Here is a 22,117-nt window from a genome sequence, read left to right on the forward strand (position 1 = left end):
CGCCCCGCCAAAACACATTAGAATTATTGCATGAGATTGAGGCACGCTGTGCGACTACGCGTCTCTTAGTCTGTACATTTAATTTTGGGGGACAGTAAAATGGCCAAAAAGACAGACACAGCAACCGTTGTTGACTTTGACCAACCACTCAACACTGATCCGGACTTTTCGTCCGTCCATGTCTTTAGCACCGACGATGTGACAGGATCATATGACGGCCTCAACCAAGGCGTTGACGGCGGTGTGATCGACTTTACGGGCGATCACGGCACCACCGTGACAAAAGAGGGCGTCACGCTTTACCCGATTGATAGCGAATTTGGCTTTAACGTCACCGATTTCGAGGGTGCAGAGGACAAAGAACTCGACGGCGACTACGCCGAGGGCTGGATTGGCGATCTGACGATTGACGGCGTTCAGGCGGGCGTTGTGATCTCGGACGCGCCGACAGATACATTCCAAACACCTGCCGTTTTGGGCACATGGCTTGCGGGGATCGGCGGCAACACCGTCAAGGCCTCAACCGAGCACTACTCGGTCATGCAAGACGTTTTGTCAGACCAACAATACCCCGGTGATCCGGACGCCGTGTATGCCTTGGACGACGATCTGATTTTGCTCAGCCAGAATGAGGCATGGGACGGACAATATGTCCGCGATCTGATTGCAAATGCCGAAACCTTTGGGGTCACGGATGCCAATCTCGACGGGGTCATTGATTTGTCCGACCTGCTCAATCCCAACGAAAGCACCATCTCCTACGACATCGCCTATAGTTCCGACTATTCGGTGACGATGAAAGACGATGGCAAATTGCTCTACCGTTGGGGCAACGCGGTCAAACGTCCAAACGACGTGCGCCTTGAGGCTCACCTTGATACGCCTGACGAGTGGAACCAACGCGATGTGTTCAACTCGCTCAAACAGCTCTATGAAATTACATCTGCGGAGTTGCTGGTGCATCACACGATCACCAACAACCCCAACGATCAGGTCCGCCCTGAAGATTTTGAGAACGAATCCGCCATTGGCACCCTGCCCACCTACGAAATAATCGAGAACTACGAGGGCGAAACAGGCCGGACGGTCTGGGCCAGCACCGATGACTACTACGCCGGTGACGGCACGCTCTATGAGGCGGGCACGATCTTGCGTGATAGCGCCTTGGCCGATGCCGCATCGACATCACTTTTGGCAAGCATCGGCGGGATGTCCGTCGATCTCCAAGAGGGGTACACTGTCGCGTGGTATACCACGATGGACCGCGAACCGTTCGAGCCTGTTCTCAATGAGGACGGCACCGAATACATCACGGGGCCGCGTTGGCGTTTGCTGCCTGACAAATACGGTCAGGACTTGCCCAGTGTTGTGATCCCGATTGATCCAAGCGATCCAATGCCCGTCACCCATGACGAAGAGAAATACGAAGTTGGGGCCGAAACACAGACCGTTCTCAACCTTCTGGATTGGGAAACCGATATTTCGCCGCTCTCGATCTCTGCCGGTTGGCAAGACAATGCGGGTGACGTCTCTGTAAATGGTCTGAATCTGACCGACGACTTTGACGTGGCGTTCTACATCAAGGGCGACACCAAACCCGCCACGCTGTATAGCACCGAACTGCTTGTCGATTACAAAGCGATCGAGCTGCACGATGTCGGTGATGAAATTATCGGCGGCGAAGGGGACGATTATCTGGTCGGCATTGGCAGCAACACCTTTACCGGCGGTGAGGGGTCTGACTTGTTCGTCCTCTCGTATGGCACATCCATCACCGATGTGATCACCGCCAGCACGGTGACGGATTTCCAGGTTGGCCAAGACAAACTCGGGTTCATCGGCTTTGATGCGCTGAGTGAATTCGACCCCGAAGTGGTCGCCCTCTCCTCTGTGATCTCACAAGGCGTCTCGGGCGATGATTTGACCATCTTTGTCGATGGCCAACTTGCCGCGACACTGACCGGCCTTGCCGCCTCATTGAGTATCGGCGAAGCGGTCGATCCGGGCGAAGGTCTTAACCTGCTTGATAGCTTCTTTGTCTCCAACCCGTCAGATGGCGGTGAAGTCAGCGAAGGAGGCGAAGATCCCGCAGATATCGTGGGCACAAGCGGCGCAGACGTTTTGTATGGCACCATCAACAACGATGTCATCTTTGGGATGGGCGGCAGCGACTACATCTACGGGCTTGCTGGCGACGATGTGATCGACGGCGGTGCCGGCCTTGACCACCTCTATGGCGGTGCGGGCGCTGACAGCTTTGTGTTTGCCCTCGGGACGGGTCTTGATTTCATCACGGACTTCGAAAACGGCACCGACATGATCCAACTCGACGGAATCTCGTTCGACGACATCATCATCCAAACCTATCGCACAGCGGACACTTTAATCTCCGCAGGCGATGACCTGATGATTTTGCGCGGGACCGCTGTGGCCGATGTCACTGTCGACGACTTCATCTTTGATGACGCCTTTATGGTCGTTTGATTGCAGAGACATGAATTTTAGAAAGGACACGATATGAGACACTTAGGCACAAAGGCGCTTGGCGCACTGACACTTTGCGCATTAGCGGCGTGTGGCGGATCTTCGACCTCCCCCACGGTGAGTTATCAAAGCCTGACGACAAGTGCGGCGACCTTGCAAGACAAGTACACCGATGCAAACGGGGATCTGTTGGCGGGGATGGCCCCCGCCGCCAGCGCCGACATCAACGCCGCACCAAACGCCACTTATACGGGCTATGTATCAGGTGTTGTTGGTGGCTCCGATTTGGTCGGTACACTTAGCGTCGACGCAAATTTTGCGGCCAAGACAACGACAGCAACGGCTGAGGACTTTTTCCACGCAACTGACGGCGCCTACACTGGCACCCTCACAGGGACGGGCAACATCCAACCATCCGCCCCCGCAGGGACCGCTCAAATGTCAACGACCCTCAATGGCGATTTGACCAACGGCGGTACAGTGTACACGACAGCCCTCGCTCTAAATGGGGATTTTGTGGCGGCCGGTGGCGATGCGGTTGGCGCAATAGCTGGCACAGCAGACGGCACATTGAACGCGGCCCTTTTGACTGGTGCCTTTGCGGCTGAGAAGTAAGCCTGTCCAAGTCTGCACACCCAAAACCCGCCCCGTGATCATCACGGGGCGGGTTCTCTTTTGTTATCATCTTAAATGATCGCGTCACGCGCGCCGCAAGAAAAAGCCGCGCCACCCTTGTGCAGCGCGGCGCTCGGACGTCTTAGAACCGCGTCTCAACGACCACCGCGCAATAGGCGGCATCGCTGTCATAGGCGTCGATATTGGAGAGCGTTTGCGTGTAATGGCATGTCAGACGTGGCGTGCCCGACAGGACTTGAAACCGTTCATCGGCCAACGATACGCCGATGTCCCAAAAGGTATCATCGCGTGTGACGGCGTAATCGCGGTCCACTCCCTTATATGCTTTGCCTCCAACCGTGCCGGTGATCCCGATGTGGGTTGTGTCGGACAGGGTTTGGTTGAAGCCCGCAAACACCCACGCGCCCGTGTAGCGGTGATCGTCCTGTTTGGGATTGTCGCGGCTCACGGCGGACACGCCGTAGGTGTATACCGCCCCGTTTGGCGCAAGGGTTTTGACAGAGGTGCCGACCCCAATATCGGGATCGCGCCACATACTTTCACCATCATAACTGCGCACCCGCGCCCGTAGTGCCGTCGAGATTGAAACCTGCGGCGACAGGGTTTGACGGTATGTCAGGTTAGCCCCCACAGAGGTGAAATCATCGTACTCAAGGCTACCACTGCCCGCGTAGATCGTGCGCTGCATGTAGGTTGTGAGTTTTGCCATCGCGCTCTCATAGGGGCGCGCCAACGTCACGGACGGGCGCACATTGGTACGCCCGAGGTTCTCGTCCACGAATTGATCGTGTGTCACCGCCACGCCGTAGCGCAGTGACATATCCTGCGCGAGAGCCGCATCCGTCGAGGCCTCAAGCCCTAGGTGCAGACGCGTTCCAGACGCATCCACGTCATCGTCCGCGCCGTACACATCCTCGCCCTCGCCGCTGTGATCACCCTCCCCAGAGGTGTGACCGCTATGACTGGAGGTGCCTCCCGTGGCCATCGATAACGGCGCATCGGAAAAAACCGAATTGGAGCGGTGTTGACCAATATTGCTACTGCTCAACAGGCCCAAGGTCGCGGTATAGGAAATCTTGGAGGCCTTTGACGGGTCTGTGACGCTATCACCGTGACACGACAGACATTGTTGCGCCGTCATATCTTTGACGGGCGGATGCGTGGCGGGCATTTTCTTGCTGCCTTGGTGACACGATTGGCAGTTGTCGCCAATTGCCGGGTTTGCCACCACGGGCGAGACGAGGCCCACCGCGAGCGACAAGCCCGCCACCCCCAACAACAAAGACCGGTTCAGTGTGGATTTTCGGACGCTATAAGCCATGAGTGTGACTTTCATATTTTGGCGATGTTTGGTGGTGCGCGCTGCACCCCGCCGCACATCAAGCCAGCATTGGATATGGAACACTGCGCTCAAATACATGTCAAACATGCACCGGCGCGCGACTGTGTTGGGAAAGCTACAAAACCGAAGCCACCAACAGCTCCATAGTATCGGGCGCCCGAAGCCCCAGATTTAACCTACGTTAAATATCGCACAGATAAATGCGGTCCGTTGCACGCGGCAAACCGACCGATCATTCGTCTTTAAAGTCAATGAAATCAAATTGGTGCGGGTGAAGGGACTCGAACCCCCACGCCATAGGCGCCAGAACCTAAATCTGGTGCGTCTACCAATTCCGCCACACCCGCATCCGATTTGCGCGACTGATACCGTGAGACGGCGCGAGGCACAAGATCAATTGCACAGGTTCCTAAAGAACGTTTGCATATCAATGCCATTCGAAATCACTGCCAACACGGTGGGCGCGGCATCGAAAAGGGGGCGCGGCCCCGCACGGGTGGCCGTGAAATGCGTGGTATTCTCGTCATTAATCGCGATCAAAAGCAGGTTTGTCACAAAATGGCCCTAGGCGTTAACCATTTATTGCCATAGTTTTGAGAAAAAACTGAGGCAGATAAAAAACGAGCGAGGGCGACATGTCTAGAAAAGACACGCGTCGTGACCAAGGACCGAATCCGTCCTTAAGGTTGCGCATTTCCGACTTTCTTCCCGATTTCTCGGCAGGCTTGCCAATGGGAACAAAAATCATGACCGCCGATGGCGCACTTCCGGTGGAGTACCTTGAACCTGGCGACCGGATTATTACGCGCTCTGGCATGAAGGTGTTGCGCGGGATTGATACGCCTGCCCCGCACCGGTTTCAGCTTACGTTTGACCGCGTCGAGGTGATCTATGCGGATGGTCTGCAAATCAAAACGGACACGGGCGAGGCCATCGCGGCGTAAGCTCTCGACACAGATCCACGCATTATTAAAAGCCGTCCCCTAAATGTGGGCGGCTTTGTTACGGCTTGGGGTGGTGACAGATTGGCTCAGCCGCGCCTACAGCCCCAAAGCACGAAAAACATGCGGCACAGCGTCAGGCAAATCTTCGGCAATTAGCCCTGCGCCGACAACGCGCGCCGCCTCGACATGTAGATAAGCGCCCGTTTGCGCGGCGTCTTGCGGCGTAAATCCACGTGCCAAAAGCCCCGCAATCATCCCCGCCAGAACATCCCCCGCCCCCGCTGTCGCAAGCCAAGGCGCCGCGCGCCCACCAACCGCGCCATGCGTGACCGCCCGCCCATCGGCAGACGCGATCACCGTCTCGGCCCCTTTCAACAGAACCGTGCACCCCGCGCGCTTTGCCGCGGCGCGGGTCGCGTCGATTTTGGAATGGGGCGCGCCTGTGATTGCTGCGGCGTCAATGTTGGCAGCAATGTCAGGGAACAGACGCTTGAACTCACCCGCGTGCGGCGTGAGCACACAGGCGGGGTGCACCGCGTCAAACCCGAGCGAGGCCAAGGTGGTGAGCGCATCGGCGTCAATCACGGTCGGTCGATTGGCGGCGAGAACAGCGGGCAAAAACGCCCCTGCCCGCGCGATCCCAAACGCCGGACCGACACAAAGCGCCGTGATCCGGGCATCCATGAGGGTCGCAGTTAACGCTTCCGGCGTATCAACCTCGGTGAGCATAATGGCGGTCAGATGTGCTGCGTTTTCGGCCAGTGCCTCATGTGGCGTGGCCACACTCACAAGCCCCGCCCCGACACGAAGCGCACCGCGGGCCGCAAGGCGCGCAGCCCCCGTATGACCCGTTGGGCCACACAAAATAAGCGCGTGCCCGTGGGTGAATTTGTGATCCTGAGACGATTTGCGCAGCTGGTCTTTGATCTCTGGGGTGAGGGTTAACAATTGAGCATCATTCATGTGCACCTGCCTAAAAAGTTTTCAAAATGCCTATTCCGAATCCACATTGCACAAATTATAAGCAAATGGGTGGAATCCTGTGGGCACTCTGAGCTATGCTTAGCCTAGCCGATTGTGGCGGCTTTTGAGAAGTGGTCTGACGGATCGCGAATGCAGTTTAGGGAGTCGAAGGTCCATGAAAAAGATCGAAGCGATCATCAAGCCTTTTAAACTCGACGAAGTGAAAGAAGCGCTCCAAGAGATTGGCGTTCAGGGTCTTTCCGTAGTCGAGGTCAAAGGGTTCGGGCGCCAGAAAGGCCACACAGAGCTTTACCGCGGTGCGGAATACGTCGTGGACTTCCTGCCCAAAGTTAAAATCGAAGTTGTCTTGTCAGATGACCAAGTGGATGGCGCCTGTGAGGCGATCATCGCGGCCGCAAAAACCGACAAAATCGGTGACGGCAAAATTTTCGTATCGCCCGTAGAACAGGCGATCCGTATCCGCACAGGCGAGTCTGGCGAAGACGCGCTTTAAGACAGGGCATATGGTGGATTTATCCGCCGGTTCGCCCGTTCAACCCATATCGTAAGAAACACTCATAACTAAAGGAACTAGGTCACCATGGGCATCAAAGACGTTCTCAAGACCATCAAAGACGAAGACGTACAATACGTCGACGTCCGTTTCACCGACCCACGCGGCAAGTTGCAGCACGTTACACTGCGCCACACCGAAGTGGACGAAGATTTCTTCGAAGAGGGCTTCATGTTTGATGGCTCGTCCATCGAAGGTTGGAAATCCATCGACCAGTCCGACATGAAACTGATCCTCGATCCGGATTCGGCCTACATCGATCCGTTCTACGCCGAGAAAACACTGTGCATTCACTGTTCCGTGGTTGAGCCTGACACTGGCGAAGCCTATGACCGTGACCCACGCGGCACAGCCGAAAAAGCCGAAGCATATTTGGTTGCTTCGGGCATTGGCGACACGTTCTACTGTGGTCCTGAGGCTGAGTTCTTCTTGTTCGACGATGTGCGCTACTCCGTTGAAATGAACAAAGTGTCCTTCTCTGTCGACGCGCTTGACGCGGCATGGAACTCCGACACCGAGTACGAAATGGGCAACACAGGCCACCGTCCGGGCATCAAAGGCGGCTACTTCCCCGTCAACCCGATTGACGATGGTCAAGACATCCGTGGCGAAATGCTGACCACCATGGCCAACATGGGCATGAAGGTCGACAAGCACCACCACGAAGTGGCGTCTTGTCAGCACGAGCTTGGTCTTATCTTTGGTTCGCTGACAAAGCAGGCCGACGAGCTTCAAAAATACAAATACGTTGTCCACAACGTGGCACACGCTTACGGCAAAACAGCAACGTTTATGCCAAAGCCGATCGCAGGCGACAACGGCACAGGCATGCACGTGAACATGTCCATCTGGAAAGACGGCAAGCCGCTCTTTGCAGGCGACAAATACGCAGATCTGTCTGACGAAGCCTTGTGGTTCATTGGCGGCATCTTGAAGCACGCCAAAGCCCTGAACGCCTTCACCAACCCGTCGACAAACTCCTACAAGCGTTTGATCCCGGGCTTTGAAGCTCCTGTTTTGCGTGCGTATTCCGCGTCCAACCGCTCCGGTTGTGTTCGTATCCCGTGGTCGGAATCCCCCAAGGCGAAACGCGTCGAAGCACGTTTCCCCGATCCATCTGCCAACCCGTACCTGTGCTTTGCGGCCCTGCTCATGGCTGGCCTCGACGGCATCAAGAACAAGATCGATCCGGGCCCTGCGTCAGACAAAGACCTGTACGACCTGCCACCCGAAGAGTTGGCCGGCATCCCGACCGTCTGTGCCTCGCTGCGCGAAGCCCTCGACGAGTTGGAAAAAGACATGGACTTCCTGCTTGCAGGCGACGTGTTCACCAAAGGTCAAATCGAAGGCTACATGGGCCTGAAATGGAACGAAGTGTACGCCTACGAGCACACACCTCACCCCATCGAGTACAAGATGTACTACTCCTGCTAATCGGCAGACGTAGTACGGAATTGAAAAGGGCCACCCTTGTGGGTGGCCCTTTTTGCATGTGATGCGCTAAATTTTCCCGACAAGACTGTCATCTGGGACAGTTTAGCGTGCCGCGAGCATCGGTAGGATCAAACCCCACTTGGTCTCTTGGGGTGGTCCGGCGGGTCTAAACCCCAACTTTGTATAGACCGCTATTGCGCGGTGGTTATCTGGGTGCGGATCGGTCGCGATCACGGGCGCGCCAGAATCAAACAACGCCTGCACGCGCGCGCCAATAAACGCCGTGCCATGCCCCACGCCCACCATGTCGGGCTCTGCGATGTATTGATCAATGCCTCGCGCGCCGTTGGGTAGGCTGGCGAAATGATGATCGTCCCATCCATGCACGGTGTAATCTTGCATAAAGGCAAAGGGGTGGTCCTGCGATGACACGATGAAACGCGAGACACGCGGATCGTTTATCTCCTCGTCAGTATAGGGATCGGTTGACCCCCACCACGCACGCACATGGGGGCGCGCTTGCCACTGACAGAGCATCGCCACATCATCGCGTGTCACACGGCGAAAGTCATATATTTTAGATGCAATCATGTGGGCACTTTAACATATCGAGACACAAATGTCTGGACGCCCGTCCGCCCATACAAAAAGGGCGCGCCCTGCGGCACGCCCTTTTGCTATTCAATTTTGATCACGCCTTAGCCGCGGGCGCGGCCTACGAACTTCCATGCAGCGGGCAAAACCATTGCTGCAAGGGCGAGTTTCAGCGCGTCACCGATGAGGAACGGTGTCAAACCCCATGCAAGGATCGGCTTGTCCACACCGTACAGAACGGCGAGCCAGATCAGGCCGGGGACGTAGATCAATGCGTTACCGAGTAGCATGGCACCGGCCATTTTCACGGGGCTGCGATCCCAACCGGCGCGTGCGGCCATGCCGAGTGCGACAGTCGCCAAAACGTAACCCACGAGGTAGCCGCCTGTGCCGCCCATCATGTAGGTGATGCCGTGCGCCTCAGCGGAAGAGCCTGCAAATACGTCAAAACCGAGCGCACCGACGAGCATGTAAAGCGCGATGGTGGCAAGGCCGAGGCGTGGACCGTAAGCTGCGCCAAGCGAGAGCACTGCAAAGGTGCCCATCGTGATCGGCACGGGCCACATCGGCACGGCAATTTTGGCGGAGATCGAAAGGATCATCACACCCGCGACGACAAGCGCCACCTGCTTGGCCCGCAATGCGGTGCCCTCATTTGCGCCAAATGCTTCGGCAAGCACTTTATCGGTCATTGCAATCGCCATGGATCATCCCTTTCCCGCGAGATTAATAGTGTTGATGTCGATTTTGCCCCATGCGTGCCTCAAGGGCAAGCGCATAGAGAGGGTGAGGCCCCAAATTCGGGCAAATTCGCAAAGTCTCTGCAAACCCGAACGCGCAATTTGCAAACCGCCCGCCTCAACTGCGTGAAAATTCGGTGAGTGATGTGTAGTCTTTGCGCGGGCCGTGGACGCGCCACGTCACCTGCCAGAGGGGCCACGCCGAAAAGTCGTAGGTGACATCATAGCGATCAGGCGGACAATCATGCGTGGCACTTACCACATCACCCCGCGGATCAAAGGCATGGAAAAACCGCCCATCATCAAAATAAACTGCGATATCAGACCCTTGGGAGGTCCACGCATAGCGTCTCTCGGCCTTGAGTGCCACGGATGCGCCCACAAACTGCAAGGTGCCGACCTCTGCCTGAACAAGGCCGCCACCCTGAGGGGTAAAGCTGCACTGTCCAACCAACTGCGCGTTTGGCCCACCTGTGAAATCGGTGATTGTGCGGGTGATGTGCCATGTCCCGTCAAAGTCGATGAGTTGTCGCATATCCGCCCTCGCTGCTGTGATGCTTAAATACGCCTGCACATGGCGCGGCTGCAACCCCGCGCTCTTGCCCTTTGCCTTCCCCCGGCGTAAAGACGCGGGCGAAATCCCTGCTCAAACGGAAAGGTCCGCCGATGATCCCCCGCTATGCCCGCAAAGAGATGGTCGACATCTGGGAACCCGCCACCAAGTTCAAAATCTGGTACGAGATCGAGGCCCACGCCTGTGACGCCCAAGCCGATCTTGGCGTGATCCCACGCGAAAACGCTGATGCTGTGTGGAAAGCCAAAGACGTCGAATTCGACGTGGCCCGCATTGATGAAATCGAAGCGGTCACCAAACATGACGTCATCGCGTTTCTGACCCACCTCGCTGAGCATGTCGGCTCCGACGAGGCGCGGTTTGTCCATCAGGGCATGACATCCTCGGACGTTCTGGACACCTGTTTCAACGTACAGCTTGTCCGCGCCTCCGACATTCTGGTCAAAGACCTCGAGGCGCTTCTGGCCGCACTCAAAAAACGCGCCATGGAGCACAAAATGACCGTCCGCGTGGGCCGCTCGCACGGCATCCACGCCGAGCCGACCACGATGGGTCTGACCTTTGCACGGTTCTACGCCGAAATGGACCGCAACCTTGCGCGTCTCAAGCAGGCCCGCGCAGAGATCGCCACGGGCGCTATTTCGGGTGCCGTTGGCACATTCGCCAACATCGACCCGCGCGTCGAGGAACATGTGTGCGAAAAACTGGGCCTATCGCCCGAGCCGATCTCAACACAAGTCATCCCGCGCGACCGCCACGCGATGTTCTTTGCCGTACTGGGTGTGATTGCCTCGTCTATCGAAAACGTAGCCACCGAAATTCGCCATATGCAGCGCACTGAAGTCCTTGAGGGGGCGGAGTTTTTCTCTGCGGGCCAAAAAGGCTCATCGGCGATGCCACACAAAAAGAACCCTGTGTTGACCGAAAACCTCACCGGTCTGGCCCGTTTGGTGCGCATGTCGGTCGTTCCTGCGATGGAAAACGTGACGCTGTGGCACGAGCGCGATATTTCGCACTCTTCCGTGGAACGCGCGATTGGTCCCGATAGCACCGTGACGCTTGATTTCGCGCTCAACCGTTTGACGGGTGTCGTCGACAAGATGTTGATTTTCCCTGACAACATGCTCGACAACATGAACAAATTCCCCGGTCTCGTGATGTCCCAGCGCGTTCTTTTGGCGCTCACCCAAGCGGGTGTGTCGCGTGAGGGTGCCTATTCCATGGTGCAACGCAACGCGCTTAAAGTCTGGGAGGAGCGCCTTGATTTCCAAGAGTTGTTGCTGGCGGATGACGAGGTGGTTGCGGCCCTTGGCGAAGATGGCATTCGCGCCAAATTCGACATGGACTATCACACCAAACACGTCGACACGATTTTTAGACGCGTCTTTGGCGAGTAAACCGTTATAAACGTAGATCAATTGCCCCCGCGCCCGACCATGGCGCGGGGGCTTTTTTATGCGCATTTTTTGCAAAAACCGGACGGTAAGTAGCGAAGCGTTAAGGGTCTGGCCTTACACGTGGTCGCAATGAGGTGACAAAGGCGAGCAAAACGCGTGGACGGGCTACCGCAAATTTCGGACGAGATGGACGACCTCCCTGCGCTTGGCACAATGGGCGGCGGCTTTGGTGGCATGGATTTCCCATCAACCGTGTCGCGCATGCCTACGCAACTGTCGAAAAAGGCGAAAGCGGCGGTGATCGTGCGCATTTTGGCCTCCGAGGAGGTCAAACTCTCGCTATCACATTTCCCCGAGAGAACTCAGGTTGAACTGGCCCGCCAGATGACCGATCTGCGCCACATTGACCGCGAAACGATGATTGCCGTGGTCGAGGAGTTTCTTGAGGAACTGGAGGCCATTGGGGTCAGCTTTCCCGGGGGGCTTGAGGGTGCGTTGAATTTACTAGACGGGACAATTTCGCCCGACACGGCCGCAAAACTGCGCAAACAGGCGGGGTTTTCGCTCACGGGCGATCCGTGGGAGCGCATTGCAGACATTGATCCCGAACGCCTCTTACCCATTTTGGAAACCGAAAGCGTCGAAGTCTGCGCTGTGATCTTGTCCAAACTCAAAGTGGCCAAAGCTGCCGCGCTCTTATCGTTGATCCCCGGCGATCGCGCCCGCCGTGTGGCCTATGCGATTTCTAAAACCGCGTCCGTTTCGCCGGGCGTGGTTCAACGCATCGGCATTTCGGTGGCCGGTCAACTCGACAGCCAGCCGCCCAAAGCCTTTGCAGACGCACCCACCGAACGTGTCGGCGCGATTTTGAACTTTTCAAGTGCGTCCACCCGTGATGGCGTCCTTGAGGGATTGGACGAACGCGACAAAGAGTTCGCCGAGGAAGTGCGCAAAAACATCTTTACCTTTGCAAATATCGCGACCCGCGTCGATGCGCGCGATATCTCCAAAGTCACCCGCGAAGTCGAACAAGACGCGCTTATCAAAGCGCTCGCAGGGGCTACTGGAGACGCAGAGCCTTCGCGCGAATTTATCCTGAGCAACATGTCCAAACGGATGGCAGACGGATTGCGCGAAGAGATGGAAAACCTTGGCAGCGTCAAAGAGGCCGATTCCGAGGCCGCTATGACCGCAGTTGTGACCGCGATCCGCGAATTGGAAGCCGCGGGCGAGATATTCCTTTTGACGGGGGATGATTGATGTCCTTAACTCGGCGCGATCACATCGAAATATAAGCTGGGCACTTTGCGCCTATCTCCTGTGCAAGCGCGGCCACTTTGACCATATGGACAAAGCCACGTCCCATCCCTACCGTCCGCCCATGATCTGGTTTTCCCGCCTCCCCGATGCCACCAAAGGCATTTTGTTTATGCTTGTCAGTGTGACGAGTTTTTCGCTGATGGATGGCGTTGCAAAACTGCTGGGTCAACGGGTTGATGTGAGCCAAGTTCTTTTGGCGCGCTACGGCGGGCAACTTCTCATTCTTCTTGTGCTGTTTAACCGCAACATACCGCGCCTGTTGCGCACGGATTACCCACGCCTGCAATGGGTGCGGGCGGTCTTCCAACTGGCGGCAGCCGCCTGTTTCTTTATCGCGCTGAAAACTGTGGGACTGGCCGAGGCCACCGCCGTGGCCGATTTGGCCCCTGTTATGATCACGTTGGGGGCGGCACTTCTTCTCAAGGAGCGGGTTGGACCACGCCGCGCCTTTGGCATTGCCACCGCCATGATCGGGGCGTTGATCGTGATCCGCCCCACTGGTGATGTGTTCACGCCCGCCGCCCTTTGGCCGCTTGGCACGGCTGTGTGCATCGCAGGCTACGCCATTGCGACCCGTTATATTGGCAAATCCGAACCCGTGCAAACCGGCCTGATCTATTCGGGCATTTTCGGCGCGGGTGTTATGATCCTCATCGTGCCATTCCGGTGGGTGACGCCGGACGCCACAACATGGGGTCTAATGGCGCTGATCGGCCTAATCGGTACATTCGCGCAGTTGACGATGATCCAAGCCTATTCCACTGCCGAAGCCTCCGCCGTTGCCCCATTTTCCTACGCTGGTTTGATCACCGCATCCCTGTGGGGTGTGCTCATCTTTGACACATGGCCTGACGGCTACACTGTTTTGGGCGCTCTTGTGATCGTATCGGCGGGCCTTTATGTGTGGCACCGCGAAACACGTGGACCAACTATGGCCCGCGCCGCATCCAAAAAAGCAACATAGGCAGGCCACCACTCCCATGAAGATCAAGCGCGCAGATCTGGAAGGCTCGTTGAAGCATTACCTGCAAAACCTCGCCATTCGCGCGGTGTTTCGTATGGCGTTTTTGTTGCCCTATGGTCCCCGCGTGCGCACGGTTGGTTGGATCACATCGCGCATCATCGGGCCGCTTGCCGGATACAACGCGCGGGTGGCCGCGAACCTGAACTACGTGATGCCAGACTTGCCGCCGCGTGAGGTGAAACGGCTGATGCGCGGCGTGACGGATAACGCCGGACGCACGTTGATGGAGATTTATTCAGGCGACGCGTTTGTCGAGCGGATGAAATCGGTGCCCTTTGAGGGGGCGGGCGTTGAGGCACTTTATGCAGCGCGTGACACCCGCACGCCCGTCATTCTGGTGACGGGGCATTTCGGCAATTACGATGTGCCACGCGGCGCGTTGAATGCGCAGGGTTTCAACCTTGGCGCACTTTACAATCCCATGCGAAACCCGTTTTTCAATGCCCATTATGAACAGGCGATTGGCACGATTGGCCAGCCAATTTTTCCACGCGGACGGCGCGGGTTTGCGCGGCTTTTGCGTCATTTATCTGGCGGTGGAATGATCGGGTTTCTCGTTGATGTGTTCAACGGGGGCGGCGCGAAACTCTCATATTTTGGCAAACCGGCGATGACCGCACTATCGGCGGCTGAATTGGCGTTAAAATACAACGCCTTGGTCATTCCGATCTACGGCATTCGCCAAGAGGATGGCCTGTCGTTCAAGGTGCAGGTCGAGCCACCCATTGCCCACACCACGCCCGAGGAGATGACCCAAGCGCTCAATGATAGCCTTGAGGCGGTCACGCGGCAGCATATGGAACAATGGTTCTGGATTCACCGCCGCTGGAAGCCGGAGAAAGTCGCTAGAATTGACGCAAAACGCGCAAAAAAGGCGAACCTGTCCTAACCGCGCCACGATGCGAAGATATACAGCAGATTAATTGTCGGCCACGACCGCCGCGACAATCGCGCCCGCCTCGCGCACTTGTAAAATCACCGCTGCACGAGCCTCGCCCACGATGGGCACGACAACGGAGAGCGGCGCTTTGCCATCCCAATCGGCCACTGGGGTCCATTCGGTAACGGTGTTGGTGTAATCGACAATGCGCCCCGCATTTTCACCGCGCCGGATTTCAATCCTGTGATGCGGGTCGAACCGCACGAGTTGCACGACCATCTTGGGCGGCAGCGCGCCCGTGGCCTGCGCAGAAATCTCCAGAGACGTCCCCTGTTTCACCGCGTGCAAAGTCACTGGAACCGCGCCGGATTGTGCCTGTCGCCGTGTGATTTGCTCGGCCAGAACCATAGGCTTGAACCCGACCACATGATCCACGCCTTGCACAATCATTTGCGGGGTGTAGATGGAGCGCTCACCCGCCGCGCGTGCATAGGCGCGCTGACGATCTGTGAACTTGGCTTGGGCAAAGGCGTCTTTCCACCCGATGTAATCCCAATAATCGACATGTAACGAGAGCGGCAAAACCCCGTCCAGTTCAGACAACTCGGCCATTAGGGCATCTGCGGGTGGACATGACGAACAGCCTTGCGATGTAAACAGCTCGACCACAACGGTGGGCGTCATCTGCGCGCCCTGTCCGCGTGCAGCCTCTTGTGCCTGTGCACTTGTGGCTGTCAGAGCCGCAAAGACCAAACCTGATAGAACCTGTCGCATCCGCGTCTCCTGTTTGCTACGTCCGTTCTATCCAACGCGGGGCGCACACGCCAATCAACCAATTGCGAGAAGCTGTTACAATCGGGCAATCGGCGCAACACCAAATAGAAAAAGCGCGCCATGAGGGGAAACTCGGCGCGCAATCTCAGACCATGAACGGTCAGGTGGACGGGATCGAAACCCCTAGAAGAAATCAGGCAATAGGCCGACCGTGACGGAGCCAATCGGTGCGCCGGTATCAGGATCGGTGATTGTCATCGACGCTTGGCCTTGGTAGGCGCCTGTGGAGGCGTCAACTTCCATGTCACCAATGTGGATTGCATCCACGCCGACACTGTAGGTCATGGAGAATTTGTCCTCATCACCTTGCCAGTAGTCCGATGTGGCTACGGACGCTGCTACATTTAGGCCAACCGCATCGGTCACGAACACTTCGCTCACCATGCCGTCAGAGGCCGCAACCATGTCGCGCAGAAAATCGCTAGACGCTGTTTCCAAAACTCCGCGTTGCAATGCGCCGGTCTCGTCGGAGGCGCGCCATTCGTCATCCAAAGCGATAATTTCAGCCTCACTCAAGCCCGATGTTTTGGCATTTTGCGCCCGAATAGCGTCCAATACAGTCGCGTCAGCCACCCAATTGGACACTGTGAGCGTCATATACATTTCCATAAGTGGCGCATACTCGTTGTCAGAATTGGTATCGGCGGCCAAAATAGGAGCGGCGCACAGGGCGGCAAGCGGGGCAGCCAAGAGGACGGACATCAAACGGCTGGATTTTGCGGGTGTTTTAAACATGTTAATTTCCTTGATACGGGGGACACTGGTGGCCGCAATCGCGCGTTCGACGCGATTGAATATATGTTGGCCTCATGCATTGCCCACGCGGTGTAGGCTAAAGCTCGACCCCTTTATGCGCCGCATTTGTTACCACTCAATTAACTCGCATAAAATTTTCTACAAACATGATTTAAGCTGCCGGTATGCTGTATCTATCGGCCGCACGTCTGGCGTCGAGACAGCCCGCATCACGTGATGTAGTCCGCGCCGAATGCCTGAATCCGTGCTGTTAGCGCAAACCATGCATGGAATATCAACCATCACGCGTCTTTTTGTGTGCAATAGTATACAAAAGCGCAATCGCCCCCTTGATTGGACTCACAAAACCCGTCAAAAGCAGGTCAGCAAACCCCTTATCCAGCCAGGGAGGCAAAGCCCCATGACAGTTGTTGTCGGTAATGACACCGCAAAAACCCGCCGCACGCTCGACGTAAACGGCAAAAAACTCGCCTATTACTCAATCCCCGCCGCACAAGAGGCCGGTTTTGGTGATTTCTCCAAACTGCCTGCATCGCTCAAAGTGGTGCTCGAGAACATCTTGCGGTTTGAGGACGGCGGTTTCTCCGTCTCCACCGATGATATCAAGGCGTTTTCCGAATGGGGCGCAAACGGTGGTAAAAACCCGCGTGAGATCGCCTACCGCCCTGCCCGCGTGTTGATGCAGGATTTCACCGGCGTTCCCGCCGTTGTCGACCTCGCCGCCATGCGTGACGGTATCAAAGCCTTGGGTGGCGACGCCAAAAAGATTAACCCGCTGGTTCCCGTGGACCTCGTGATTGACCACTCCGTCATGATCGACGAGTTCGGCAACCCGCGCGCGTTCCAAATGAACGTGGACCGCGAATACGAGCGCAACATGGAGCGCTACCAGTTCCTCAAATGGGGTCAGACCGCGTTTGAAAACTTCCGCGTTGTGCCACCGGGCACAGGCATCTGTCACCAGGTGAACGTGGAATACCTCGCACAGACCGTTTGGACCGACAAAGACCAAAACGGCGTCGAAGTGGCATACCCCGACACGCTCGTGGGCACTGACAGCCACACCACCATGGTTAACGGTTTGGCCGTTCTGGGTTGGGGCGTTGGCGGCATCGAGGCAGAGGCAGCCATGCTTGGCCAGCCAATCTCGATGCTCATCCCCGAAGTTGTCGGCTTTAAACTGACCGGCGCAATGGTCGAGGGCACAACCGCCACCGATCTCGTGCTCAAAGTCGTTGAAATGCTGCGCGCCCACGGTGTGGTTGGCAAATTCGTCGAGTTCTACGGCGACGGCCTTGACCGTCTGCCCCTCGCAGACCGCTCGACCATTGCCAACATGGCGCCTGAGTATGGTGCAACCTGTGGTTTCTTCCCGATCGATGATGAAACCCTGCGCTACCTCAAACAGACAGGCCGTGACGAAGATCGCGTAGCCCTCGTCGAAGCTTATGCCAAAGAGAACGGCTTTTGGCGCGATGCGGATTACGCACCCGTTTACACCTCGACACTTGAGCTGGACATGGGCGAAATCGTGCCTGCCATCTCGGGTCCAAAACGCCCACAAGACTACGTGGCATTGACCGCATCCAAATCTGCCTTTGCAGACGAGATGGAAAACACGTTCAAGCGCGAACAAGGCAAAGAGGTCGCCGTGAAAGGCGAAGATTACACTATGTCCTCGGGCAAGGTTGTGATCGCCTCCATTACCTCATGTACCAACACATCCAACCCTTACGTGATGATCGGTGCGGGCCTTGTGGCACGCAAAGCACGCGAATTGGGTCTGAACCGCAAGCCTTGGGTGAAAACATCCCTCGCTCCCGGCTCTCAGGTTGTGACGGAATACCTTGAAGCAGCTGGCCTCCAAGAGGACCTCGACGCGATCGGTTTCAACCTTGTTGGCTACGGCTGTACTACCTGTATCGGTAACTCAGGTCCAATCCAGCAAGAGATTTCTGACGCGATCGCCGAGGGCGATCTGGTGGCAACGGCTGTCTTGTCGGGCAACCGCAACTTTGAGGGACGTATCTCCCCCGATGTGCGCGCCAACTATCTCGCATCGCCGCCCCTCGTGGTCGCCTATGCCCTTGCCGGTGACATGAACATTGACCTGACAACCGAGCCACTTGGCACGGACAAAAACGGCAATGACGTGTACCTCAAAGACATCTGGCCCACGAACAAAGAGATCTCCGATCTCGTTGAAAAGACCGTGACTCGCGAAGCGTTCTTGTCCAAATACGCAGATGTATTCAAAGGCGACGAAAAATGGCAGGCCGTCGATGTAACCGAGAGTGAGACCTACGATTGGCCAACCTCCTCGACCTACATCCAAAACCCGCCCTACTTCCAAGGCATGTCCAAGGAAAAAGGCACGATTGCCAACGTCACGGATGCAAAAGTCCTCGCGATCTTGGGCGATATGGTCACAACCGACCACATTTCCCCTGCGGGCGGATTTGCGCAATCGACACCGGCAGGCAAGTATCTGACCGAACGCCAAGTGTCCCCGCGTGAATTCAACTCCTACGGCTCACGTCGTGGCAACCACCAGATCATGATGCGCGGCACCTTTGCCAACATTCGCATCAAGAACGAGATGCTTGACGGAGTTGAGGGCGGTTACACCAAAGGACCAGACGGCGCGCAGGCGGCGATCTATGACGCGTCCATGGCGTACCAAGAGGCAGGGACACCGCTTGTCATCTTTGCAGGCGAACAGTACGGCGCGGGTTCCTCGCGCGACTGGGCGGCCAAAGGGACTGCGCTGTTGGGCGTCAAGGCCGTGATTGCCGAAAGCTTTGAGCGTATTCACCGCTCCAACCTGGTTGGTATGGGCGTTGTTCCGTTTGAGTTCACCGGTGGTGACAGCCGCAAATCTCTGGGCCTGACGGGCGACGAGACAGTGACCATTTTGGGTCTTGATAGCGTTTCCCCGCTGCAAGAGTTGACCGCAAATATCACCTATGCGGACGGCACCACCAAAGACATCACGGTCAAATGCCGCATCGATACAGCTCCTGAAATCGAGTACATCGAAAACGGTGGCGTGCTGCACTACGTGCTGCGCAACCTCGCAAAAGCCTAAGACGCCACGCGGCTGTATAGCCTCAGGCCTCTTACAAACTGTAGAAAGGCTCCGCGCAAGCGGGGCCTTTTTTCATGGTTAATCCTTGGTTAAGGCACAATCGGGCCACATTCGTCGGGCATAAATTAACCAACTTAGACCATCCGACCACCATCCGACCCTTGCCTTTTGGAAAGACCCGCCATGACCTGTAGATCCCTCACCGCTGGCCTGATCGCACTCGCCCTCGCGCCGATTGCCCAAGACGCCGTAGCCCTGACGGTATCCACAACATTTGACGGGTCCGTCTCCACCATGAGCCAAACCCGCCAACGCGGTTTTTTCACCGAAACCGATTGGTACACGGAAATGTCGGCGATCTCGTTTAGCGTGGAACAAGGCACGTTCTCGTTTGGCGTCGAAGCCGTTGATGGTGTCTTTGACCCCTATATCTACCTGTTCGAAGCAGACAATAACTTCAGCCAAAACGACCTCATCGCGTTCAATGATGACATCAATTATCCCGATGTTCTCGATTCCTATCTGTCGGTCAATTTGGCGGCGGGCGACTATATCGCTGTGGTTGGACAATGGATGAACTGGGGCGGCAATGGGGCCGGTGATATTGACTACCAAACAGACGTCGTAGACGGCAATGTGTATGGCGGCGTGGCCAACTGGAACACCCTGCCCGAAAACGGCACGGTTCTAGCCACGTACAACTACCAAATTGCAATGACGGGTGAGAACCTTGTGGTGGACGGCGTCCCCGCCGTGCCCCTGCCCGCGTCCATGCCATTGTTGCTCGGGGCGTTCGCAGTGCCAATGCTAATGCGGCGGCGTAAAAAGTCAGCACAGACCCTGACCCATGCGGCCCTTCCCGCTTGAAGACTGGGGCCCGCCTAAAGACTTGGCCCGCCTGAAGACTTGGCCCGCCCGAGGACTTGGCCCGCCCGAGGACTGTGCCCGCCTGACCATCCCCACACATAAAGAAAATCGTAACAGTTTTGCGCCACACTTGCGGGATGGAACACAAACCCCATCCCCACCGCGCACTTGCACGCCCCCGCCACATCCCGCTGCCATGGGCAGAGTGGCTTGTTATCCTCCCAATTTTACTTTTGGGTCTGCTCTAATCACCTGCGACATTGCGCCACGTAAAGTGAGCGCGTAATCTCCCGCCAACTCAACATGTCGGGAGAACACTATGTCAGACAAAAAACTCGGTTTTGATACATTGCAAGTCCACGCAGGCACTGCGCCGGATCCAGCAACAGGCGCGCGTCAGGTGCCGATCTATCAAACCACCGCCTATGCGTTCAAGGACGCCGAACATGCGGCCCGTTTGTTCAACCTCGAAGAAGTCGGATATATCTATTCGCGCCTGACCAACCCAACCGTTATGGCGCTTGCCAATCGTATCGTTGCCCTTGAGGGTGGCGTTGGCGGTATCGCGTGTTCCTCTGGCCACGCCGCGCAAATCATGGCGCTCTTCCCGCTGATGCAGCCGGGTTGCAATATCATCGCCTCGACGCGCCTGTATGGCGGCACGCTTACGCAATTCTCGCAAACCTTCAAACGCTTTGGCTGGTCCGCAAAATTTGTCGATTTCGACGATCTCGACGCGGTACGCGATGCCATCGACGACGACACCCGCGCGGTTTTCTGTGAAACCATCGCCAATCCCGGCGGTGTCATTACAGACCTCGACGCCATTGGGACAATTTCCAACGATGCGGGTATTCCGCTGATCGTCGACAACACAACCGCGACCCCGTACCTGTGCAACCCGATCAAGCACGGGGCCACCTTGGTCGTGCATTCCACCACCAAATACCTCACAGGCAACGGCACCGTCACAGGCGGCGCTGTGGTCGATAGCGGTACGTTCGATTGGGCCGCTTCGGGTAAATTCCCGTCTCTCGCAGCCCCCGAACCCGCCTATCACGGCCTGACATTCACCGAGACCTTTGGCCCGATGGCCTATACGTTCCACTCCATTGCTGTGGGCCTGCGCGATCTGGGCATGACCATGAACCCGCAAGCGGCACACTACACGCTGATGGGGATTGAGACGCTGAGCCTGCGCATGCAAAAGCACGTGCAAAACGCGCGCGAAATCGCCACATGGCTTGAGGGTGACGCGCGCATTGAGGCGGTCACTTATGCGGGGCTTCCGTCCTCGCCGTACTATGATCGCGTCACACGGATCTGCCCGCGCGGCGCCGGTGCGCTGTTCACAGTTGCTCTCAAAAGCGGTTATGAGGGATGCGTTGAAACGGTCAGCAAAATGGACCTGTTCAGCCATGTTGCCAACCTTGGCGATACCCGCTCCCTCGTGATCCACCCTGCCTCGACCACGCACCGCCAGTTGACGGACGCCGAGCAGGTCAAAGCGGGCGTTGGCCGCAACGTGCTACGCCTGTCCATCGGAATCGAAGACGCCGCGGATTTGATTGCGGATCTGGATCAGGCACTCAGCTAAACTGTGCGAGACAAAACGACAAAGGCCGTCCCAATCGGGGCGGCCTTTTGCATAGTATAGGATCCGAGA

Annotated in this window: 20 protein-coding genes and 1 tRNA gene; 12 read left to right on the forward strand and 9 right to left on the reverse strand. The window is 56.8% G+C overall.

The window, feature by feature from the left end; all coding sequences use genetic code 11:
• Positions 1 to 99 precede the first annotated feature (99 nt).
• Positions 100 to 2,484: a calcium-binding protein gene (locus IMCC12053_RS03230; RefSeq protein ID WP_062215695.1), complete on the forward strand. Its 2,385-nt coding sequence runs from the start codon at positions 100 to 102 to the stop codon at positions 2,482 to 2,484.
• 33 nt (positions 2,485 to 2,517) lie between these two features.
• Positions 2,518 to 3,099, forward strand: coding sequence for a hypothetical protein (locus IMCC12053_RS03235; RefSeq protein ID WP_062215697.1), 582 nt, complete (start codon positions 2,518 to 2,520; stop codon positions 3,097 to 3,099).
• A 142-nt stretch (positions 3,100 to 3,241) separates the two neighbouring features.
• Here the strand turns inward: IMCC12053_RS03235 and IMCC12053_RS03240 are convergent, their stop codons facing one another.
• The 3 genes from IMCC12053_RS03240 to IMCC12053_RS15750 form a co-directional block, all read right to left on the reverse strand.
• Positions 3,242 to 4,441 carry a surface lipoprotein assembly modifier gene (locus IMCC12053_RS03240; protein WP_169775300.1) on the reverse strand — a complete coding sequence of 400 codons (1,200 nt, stop codon included), beginning with the start codon at positions 4,439 to 4,441 and terminating at the stop codon, positions 3,242 to 3,244.
• A gap of 284 nt (positions 4,442 to 4,725) precedes the next feature.
• Positions 4,726 to 4,809, reverse strand: a tRNA-Leu gene (locus tag IMCC12053_RS03245).
• Between the two features lie 46 nt (positions 4,810 to 4,855).
• Complete coding sequence (locus IMCC12053_RS15750) at positions 4,856 to 5,017, reverse strand: hypothetical protein (protein ID WP_156320732.1); 162 nt, start codon at positions 5,015 to 5,017, stop codon at positions 4,856 to 4,858.
• Between the two features lie 80 nt (positions 5,018 to 5,097).
• Between IMCC12053_RS15750 and IMCC12053_RS03250 the strand changes: the two genes are divergently transcribed.
• Positions 5,098 to 5,406 (forward strand): Hint domain-containing protein, encoded by a 309-nt coding sequence (locus IMCC12053_RS03250; protein WP_143090000.1) that lies wholly within the window; start codon positions 5,098 to 5,100, stop codon positions 5,404 to 5,406.
• Between the two features lie 96 nt (positions 5,407 to 5,502).
• Here IMCC12053_RS03250 and IMCC12053_RS03255 read toward each other — a convergent pair whose 3' ends face one another.
• Complete coding sequence (locus tag IMCC12053_RS03255) at positions 5,503 to 6,369, reverse strand: NAD(P)H-hydrate dehydratase (protein WP_062215704.1); 867 nt, start codon at positions 6,367 to 6,369, stop codon at positions 5,503 to 5,505.
• Between the two features lie 175 nt (positions 6,370 to 6,544).
• On the opposite strand from IMCC12053_RS03255, the gene IMCC12053_RS03260 reads away from it, so the two are divergent.
• Both IMCC12053_RS03260 and glnA read left to right on the forward strand, forming a co-directional pair.
• A complete protein-coding gene (locus tag IMCC12053_RS03260) occupies positions 6,545 to 6,883 on the forward strand; it encodes a P-II family nitrogen regulator (RefSeq protein WP_062215706.1) in 339 nt (112 codons plus the stop codon).
• Positions 6,884 to 6,970: 87 nt separating this feature from the next.
• The gene (gene glnA, locus IMCC12053_RS03265) at positions 6,971 to 8,377 is read left to right on the forward strand and encodes a type I glutamate--ammonia ligase (RefSeq protein WP_062215708.1); all 1,407 of its coding nucleotides are present in this window, start codon (positions 6,971 to 6,973) and stop codon (positions 8,375 to 8,377) included.
• 102 nt (positions 8,378 to 8,479) lie between these two features.
• Here the strand turns inward: glnA and IMCC12053_RS03270 are convergent, their stop codons facing one another.
• The 3 genes from IMCC12053_RS03270 to IMCC12053_RS03280 all read right to left on the reverse strand — a co-directional run bounded on the left by IMCC12053_RS03270 (position 8,480) and on the right by IMCC12053_RS03280 (position 10,246).
• Entirely contained in the window at positions 8,480 to 8,968 is a 489-nt protein-coding gene (locus tag IMCC12053_RS03270) for a GNAT family N-acetyltransferase (protein WP_062215710.1), read from the reverse strand.
• Positions 8,969 to 9,075: 107 nt separating this feature from the next.
• Positions 9,076 to 9,663 (reverse strand): biotin transporter BioY, encoded by a 588-nt coding sequence (locus tag IMCC12053_RS03275; RefSeq protein WP_236852520.1) that lies wholly within the window; start codon positions 9,661 to 9,663, stop codon positions 9,076 to 9,078.
• 166 nt (positions 9,664 to 9,829) lie between these two features.
• Positions 9,830 to 10,246, reverse strand: a complete 417-nt coding sequence (locus tag IMCC12053_RS03280) for a DUF6314 family protein (protein ID WP_062215713.1) — start codon at positions 10,244 to 10,246, stop codon at positions 9,830 to 9,832.
• Positions 10,247 to 10,377: 131 nt separating this feature from the next.
• On the opposite strand from IMCC12053_RS03280, the gene purB reads away from it, so the two are divergent.
• From purB to IMCC12053_RS03300, 4 genes are all read left to right on the forward strand, one after another.
• The gene (gene purB, locus IMCC12053_RS03285; RefSeq protein ID WP_062215715.1) at positions 10,378 to 11,682 is read left to right on the forward strand and encodes an adenylosuccinate lyase; all 1,305 of its coding nucleotides are present in this window, start codon (positions 10,378 to 10,380) and stop codon (positions 11,680 to 11,682) included.
• Positions 11,683 to 11,838: 156 nt separating this feature from the next.
• Entirely contained in the window at positions 11,839 to 12,942 is a 1,104-nt protein-coding gene (locus IMCC12053_RS03290; RefSeq protein WP_335337313.1) for a flagellar motor switch protein FliG, read from the forward strand.
• 121 nt (positions 12,943 to 13,063) lie between these two features.
• Positions 13,064 to 13,966, forward strand: coding sequence for a DMT family transporter (locus IMCC12053_RS03295; protein ID WP_062220803.1), 903 nt, complete (start codon positions 13,064 to 13,066; stop codon positions 13,964 to 13,966).
• Positions 13,967 to 13,982: 16 nt separating this feature from the next.
• Positions 13,983 to 14,915, forward strand: a complete 933-nt coding sequence (locus tag IMCC12053_RS03300; protein WP_062215717.1) for a lysophospholipid acyltransferase family protein — start codon at positions 13,983 to 13,985, stop codon at positions 14,913 to 14,915.
• A gap of 30 nt (positions 14,916 to 14,945) precedes the next feature.
• Here the strand turns inward: IMCC12053_RS03300 and IMCC12053_RS03305 are convergent, their stop codons facing one another.
• Together IMCC12053_RS03305 and IMCC12053_RS03310 are read right to left on the reverse strand one after the other, a co-directional pair.
• Positions 14,946 to 15,680 carry a DUF1223 domain-containing protein gene (locus tag IMCC12053_RS03305; protein WP_074906257.1) on the reverse strand — a complete coding sequence of 245 codons (735 nt, stop codon included), beginning with the start codon at positions 15,678 to 15,680 and terminating at the stop codon, positions 14,946 to 14,948.
• Between the two features lie 183 nt (positions 15,681 to 15,863).
• Positions 15,864 to 16,475, reverse strand: coding sequence for a hypothetical protein (locus IMCC12053_RS03310; protein ID WP_062215720.1), 612 nt, complete (start codon positions 16,473 to 16,475; stop codon positions 15,864 to 15,866).
• 421 nt (positions 16,476 to 16,896) lie between these two features.
• Between IMCC12053_RS03310 and acnA the strand changes: the two genes are divergently transcribed.
• The 3 genes from acnA (at position 16,897) to IMCC12053_RS03325 (ending at position 22,048) form a co-directional block, all read left to right on the forward strand.
• A complete protein-coding gene (gene acnA, locus IMCC12053_RS03315) occupies positions 16,897 to 19,584 on the forward strand; it encodes an aconitate hydratase AcnA (RefSeq protein WP_062215722.1) in 2,688 nt (895 codons plus the stop codon).
• Between the two features lie 183 nt (positions 19,585 to 19,767).
• Complete coding sequence (locus tag IMCC12053_RS03320) at positions 19,768 to 20,451, forward strand: DVUA0089 family protein (protein WP_062215723.1); 684 nt, start codon at positions 19,768 to 19,770, stop codon at positions 20,449 to 20,451.
• Between the two features lie 319 nt (positions 20,452 to 20,770).
• Positions 20,771 to 22,048 carry an O-acetylhomoserine aminocarboxypropyltransferase/cysteine synthase family protein gene (locus IMCC12053_RS03325; protein WP_062215725.1) on the forward strand — a complete coding sequence of 426 codons (1,278 nt, stop codon included), beginning with the start codon at positions 20,771 to 20,773 and terminating at the stop codon, positions 22,046 to 22,048.
• The last annotated feature ends 69 nt before the right edge of the window (positions 22,049 to 22,117 follow it).

This window comes from Celeribacter marinus (assembly GCF_001308265.1).
In the GTDB taxonomy this organism is placed as follows: domain Bacteria; phylum Pseudomonadota; class Alphaproteobacteria; order Rhodobacterales; family Rhodobacteraceae; genus Celeribacter; species Celeribacter marinus.

Bases quoted from the DNA above. Each gene is read 5' to 3' on its own strand.
- IMCC12053_RS03250 (WP_143090000.1), top strand. From the start codon at position 5,098: ATGTCTAGAAAAGACACGCGTCGTGACCAAGGACCGAATCCGTCCTTA.
- acnA (WP_062215722.1), top strand. From the start codon at position 16,897: ATGACAGTTGTTGTCGGTAATGACACCGCAAAAACCCGCCGCACGCTC.
- IMCC12053_RS03270 (WP_062215710.1), bottom strand. From the start codon at position 8,968: ATGATTGCATCTAAAATATATGACTTTCGCCGTGTGACACGCGATGAT.
- IMCC12053_RS03300 (WP_062215717.1), top strand. From the start codon at position 13,983: ATGAAGATCAAGCGCGCAGATCTGGAAGGCTCGTTGAAGCATTACCTG.
- IMCC12053_RS03280 (WP_062215713.1), bottom strand. From the start codon at position 10,246: ATGCGACAACTCATCGACTTTGACGGGACATGGCACATCACCCGCACA.
- IMCC12053_RS03235 (WP_062215697.1), top strand. From the start codon at position 2,518: ATGAGACACTTAGGCACAAAGGCGCTTGGCGCACTGACACTTTGCGCA.
- IMCC12053_RS03325 (WP_062215725.1), top strand. From the start codon at position 20,771: ATGTCAGACAAAAAACTCGGTTTTGATACATTGCAAGTCCACGCAGGC.
- IMCC12053_RS03295 (WP_062220803.1), top strand. From the start codon at position 13,064: ATGATCTGGTTTTCCCGCCTCCCCGATGCCACCAAAGGCATTTTGTTT.
- IMCC12053_RS03260 (WP_062215706.1), top strand. From the start codon at position 6,545: ATGAAAAAGATCGAAGCGATCATCAAGCCTTTTAAACTCGACGAAGTG.
- IMCC12053_RS03320 (WP_062215723.1), top strand. From the start codon at position 19,768: ATGACCTGTAGATCCCTCACCGCTGGCCTGATCGCACTCGCCCTCGCG.
- IMCC12053_RS03255 (WP_062215704.1), bottom strand. From the start codon at position 6,369: ATGAATGATGCTCAATTGTTAACCCTCACCCCAGAGATCAAAGACCAG.
- IMCC12053_RS03305 (WP_074906257.1), bottom strand. From the start codon at position 15,680: ATGCGACAGGTTCTATCAGGTTTGGTCTTTGCGGCTCTGACAGCCACA.
- purB (WP_062215715.1), top strand. From the start codon at position 10,378: ATGATCCCCCGCTATGCCCGCAAAGAGATGGTCGACATCTGGGAACCC.
- IMCC12053_RS03310 (WP_062215720.1), bottom strand. From the start codon at position 16,475: ATGTTTAAAACACCCGCAAAATCCAGCCGTTTGATGTCCGTCCTCTTG.
- IMCC12053_RS03230 (WP_062215695.1), top strand. From the start codon at position 100: ATGGCCAAAAAGACAGACACAGCAACCGTTGTTGACTTTGACCAACCA.
- glnA (WP_062215708.1), top strand. From the start codon at position 6,971: ATGGGCATCAAAGACGTTCTCAAGACCATCAAAGACGAAGACGTACAA.
- IMCC12053_RS03240 (WP_169775300.1), bottom strand. From the start codon at position 4,441: ATGGCTTATAGCGTCCGAAAATCCACACTGAACCGGTCTTTGTTGTTG.
- IMCC12053_RS03275 (WP_236852520.1), bottom strand. From the start codon at position 9,663: ATGACCGATAAAGTGCTTGCCGAAGCATTTGGCGCAAATGAGGGCACC.